Genomic DNA, 3,293 nt, shown 5'->3' with positions numbered 1-3,293 from the left:
ACTCTCGATCGTGACAACTGCACTCTCGATCGTGACAACTGCACTCTCGATCGGGGGAGGGGCACTCTCGATCGGTTGGGGGGCCAGGGTCAGGAGAAGGTCTCCGCGGCGGCCGGCACGCCCTGCGCGACGCCGTGGCCGCCGTCGAGGTCCGGCTCCGAGCGCAGCTCCACCGACGATCCCGGTCGCTCCAGCTCGAGCACCACGACCTCGTTGTCACCGTCGCGCCAGAGCGGCGACGGCGCGTAGAGCGTCTGCTGTGGGCCGACCTCCCAGTAGCGGCCGAGAAGGAACCCGTTGAGCCAGACGAAGCCCTTGCCCCACCCGGGCAGGGCAAGGAACCCGTCCGCCGGGTCCTCGTCGAGGTGCAGCGTGGTCCGGCCGAAGACCGGACCAGCCGACCCGGCCTCGCCCCCGAACCCGAGCCGCTCGGTCAGGCCATCCGCGTCGAGTCGCAACGCCGTGCTCTCCCAGCCGTGCACGAAGCGCCGGCCGAGCCGGACCGCGGCAAGTCCCTTGTGTTCGCCGATCGCCTGGGCGAAGTTGATCCGGCCCTGGTTCTCCACGATGATCGTCAGCTCCGAGCGCCGCCCGTCCTCCGGGCTGACCATCGCGATCTCGGGGACGGGGTCGTTCCGGTCGACTACTGCGACGGCCCCGTCGACCAGCACGATGGCGCGGTCGCCGAGTCCGTCAAGGACGAGAGCCGGCGGGTCGGGCGGCAGCAGCACCGACCCGCGGTAGAGGACCAGCCCGTGGTCCTGGCCCAGATCTTCCATCGACAGCGGCAGCGGCGCCGAGCGGGGGCCGTCGAAAGCGTCGAGCGAGTCGAGCAGCGACACCCACTCGCCGACCCCGGCCTGCTGTGCCGCCAGCCGCGCTGGGGGTGCGGGTGGCTCGGGTAGGGGGTGAGCGGCATACGGCTCGAGGATCTGCCGGTAGGCATGGAACTTCGGGGTCAGCTCGCCCGACTCGCCCACCGGTGCGTCGTAGTCGTAGCTCGTCACGGTCGGCTGGAGGTGGCCCTGCTCGAGGTTGCAGCCGTTCCACAGCCCGAAGTTCGTCCCGCCGTGGGCCATGTAGAAGTTGACGCTGCCGCCGCGCGTGAGGATGTCTTCGAGCACCCCCGCGGCGTCGGTGGTCTCGCGGACGTGGTGCGGCTCGCCCCAGTGGTCGAACCAGCCGTTCCAGAACTCCATGCACATGTCCGGACCGTCGGGCTGCATCGCGCGCAGCTCACCGAAGGCCGAATCCACCCGGGAGCCGAAGTTGACGGTGGCGGGCACGCCAGGGACGGTGCCCGAGGCGAGCAGGTCGGGGGCGGGTCCGTCGGAGGTGAGCAGCAGCACGTCGATCCCCCTGTCCACCAAGGCTGCCCGACAGTGTTCGAGATAGGCGGCGTCGTCGCCGTACGAGCCGTACTCGTTCTCCACCTGGACGGCCACGACCGGGCCGCCCTGGGTCGCCAGGAGCGGCCGCATGACGCCGCACACGGCGTCGAACCACGCGTCGACCGCCGAGACGAAGCGTGGGTCCGAGGCCCGCAACGTCATCTCGGGCTTGGTCATGAGCCAGGCCGGCAGGCCGCCGAAGTCCCACTCGGCGCAGATGTACGGGCCCGGCCTCAGGATGACGTCGAGGCCGAGCGTCTCGGCCTCGCGGACGAATCGGGTCAGATCGTGCCACCCGGTGAAGTCGATCTCGCCGGGTCGCCGCTCGTGCCAGTTCCACGCAACGTAGGTCTCGATGGTGTTCAGGCCCATGGCGGCCAGCCGGGCCAAGCGGTCGCGCCACAGGTCGGGATGGACCCGGAAGTAGTGGATCGCGCCGCTGAGGATCCGATGGGGCTCACCACCACGACGGAAGGCGCCGTCCTCGATGGTGATGAGGCGGGAAGCTGCTGGGCGGGCGCCGGCCGGGGTCATAGTGCTCCTTCGTCACAGGCTCGATGCCAGTTGGATGAGAACCTACGCCCTCGCGCAGGTCGGTGCCGGTATGCCGCTCAGGGGCGCTCGGCTCGCGCCGCACCATCGTGCATCGCCTCGTCGCGCATAGCCCCATCGAGCGTGTTCCCTCGCGGGATCCGTGCCAAGCAGTGCTCAGGGCGGCGAGCGTGTCCAGACGTAGGGCGTCGTCGTGGTGACCGCGCGCAGCCCGCTCCGTGTCAGGATCGGCCGGGACATCTCCGTGCTGTCACTGTGCAGGTAGCGCGCGCCGTGCTGCAGGGCGTACCGTGCGCGGGCCGCGGTAAGGGCCCGGTAGATCCCTCGCCCCCGCCATGCCGGGTCGGTCGCTCCACCCCAGAGGCCGGCGAACTCCGTACCCGGCACGATCGAGAGTCGTCCCGCACAGACGACCCGCCCATCGGCCTCGGCGAGCCAGAGGGTCAACCGGTCTCCGGGTGCGTCCAGATCCGCGACCAGACGTTCGGCGCTCGGACCGGACCCACCGCCGAAGACGCGCCCCTGCAGCTCGATCGCACGGGCGGCGTCATGAGCCAGGTCGCCGTCGGCATGGGCCCGGCGCACGGCCACACCCGCGGGTAGCGGGACCTCGACCGCCAGGCCGGCTGCCGGCCCGACCATGACCGTTTCTCGCTCCTGCGGCTGCAGGCCCTGTGCCACCAGGTGGCCCGTCAGGTCGGCCGGGCGGTCATGGCCCCGGGTCTTCCACTCGAAGGTCGCGACGCGGGTCGTGTCCCGGAAGTGGGCGACCGCCTGCCGGATCAGCGCGTCGAGTGCCGTCCCCGTCGTACCGGCCAGGTCGCGGTACGTGACGAAGCCTCCGCTCCCGTCGTCGAAGGTCGCGCACCAGAGCGGCCCGATGTGTGTCACGTCCTCGGCGTCGTGGACCTCTGCCTCGGTCCGGAGCTGGTCGTCATAGACCTCGAGCAGTGCATCCGTCACGGCAGGTGACGCTACCCGTGCCCTGACGTTGCGGCCACGCGGTTACCTCCTGCACGGCTGCCAGGTTGAGGATGGGTAGATGAGCAACCAACCTCCTCAGGTGCGCCGTGTCCTCGTCACGGGTGGGACGGGGCTGCTCGGCCGGTCCGTCGTCGCCGCCCTTCAGCGCTCCACCGTCCGGGTACGCGTGCTGAGTCGTGGCATCCGCCCCGTCACCGGCCTGCCCGACGTCGAGGTGGTCACCGGTGACGTCCGCAAGGGTGAGGGACTGGAAGCCGCGTTGCGGGACGTCGATGTCGTCGTGCACTGCACCCAGCCGGTCGATGCGGTCGTCGAACGGGCCCTGCGGGCAGGCCGGCCGCACATCGTCTACATCTCGATCGTCGG

The 3,293-nt window shown here is 70.7% G+C and carries 3 protein-coding genes; 1 reads left to right on the top strand and 2 read right to left on the bottom strand.

All coding sequences use genetic code 11. The features are described 5' to 3' along the window. Window positions 1-89: 89 nt before the first annotated feature. Together L0H79_RS21600 and L0H79_RS21595 are read right to left on the bottom strand one after the other, a co-directional pair. A complete protein-coding gene (locus L0H79_RS21600; protein ID WP_301486801.1) occupies window positions 90-1,925 on the bottom strand; it encodes a beta-galactosidase family protein in 1,836 nt (611 codons plus the stop codon). Window positions 1,926-2,099: 174 nt separating this feature from the next. Then, a complete protein-coding gene (locus L0H79_RS21595; protein ID WP_301486799.1) occupies window positions 2,100-2,906 on the bottom strand; it encodes a GNAT family N-acetyltransferase in 807 nt (268 codons plus the stop codon). A gap of 79 nt (window positions 2,907-2,985) precedes the next feature. On the opposite strand from L0H79_RS21595, the gene L0H79_RS21590 reads away from it, so the two are divergent. After that, window positions 2,986-3,293, top strand: a 308-nt coding sequence (locus L0H79_RS21590; protein WP_301486798.1) for an SDR family oxidoreductase, incomplete at its 3' end; no start/stop codon positions are given.

This window comes from Intrasporangium sp. (genome assembly GCF_030452765.1).
Classification (GTDB): domain Bacteria; phylum Actinomycetota; class Actinomycetes; order Actinomycetales; family Dermatophilaceae; genus Intrasporangium_A.
This window is presented reverse-complemented; position numbering and strand designations above follow the sequence as displayed.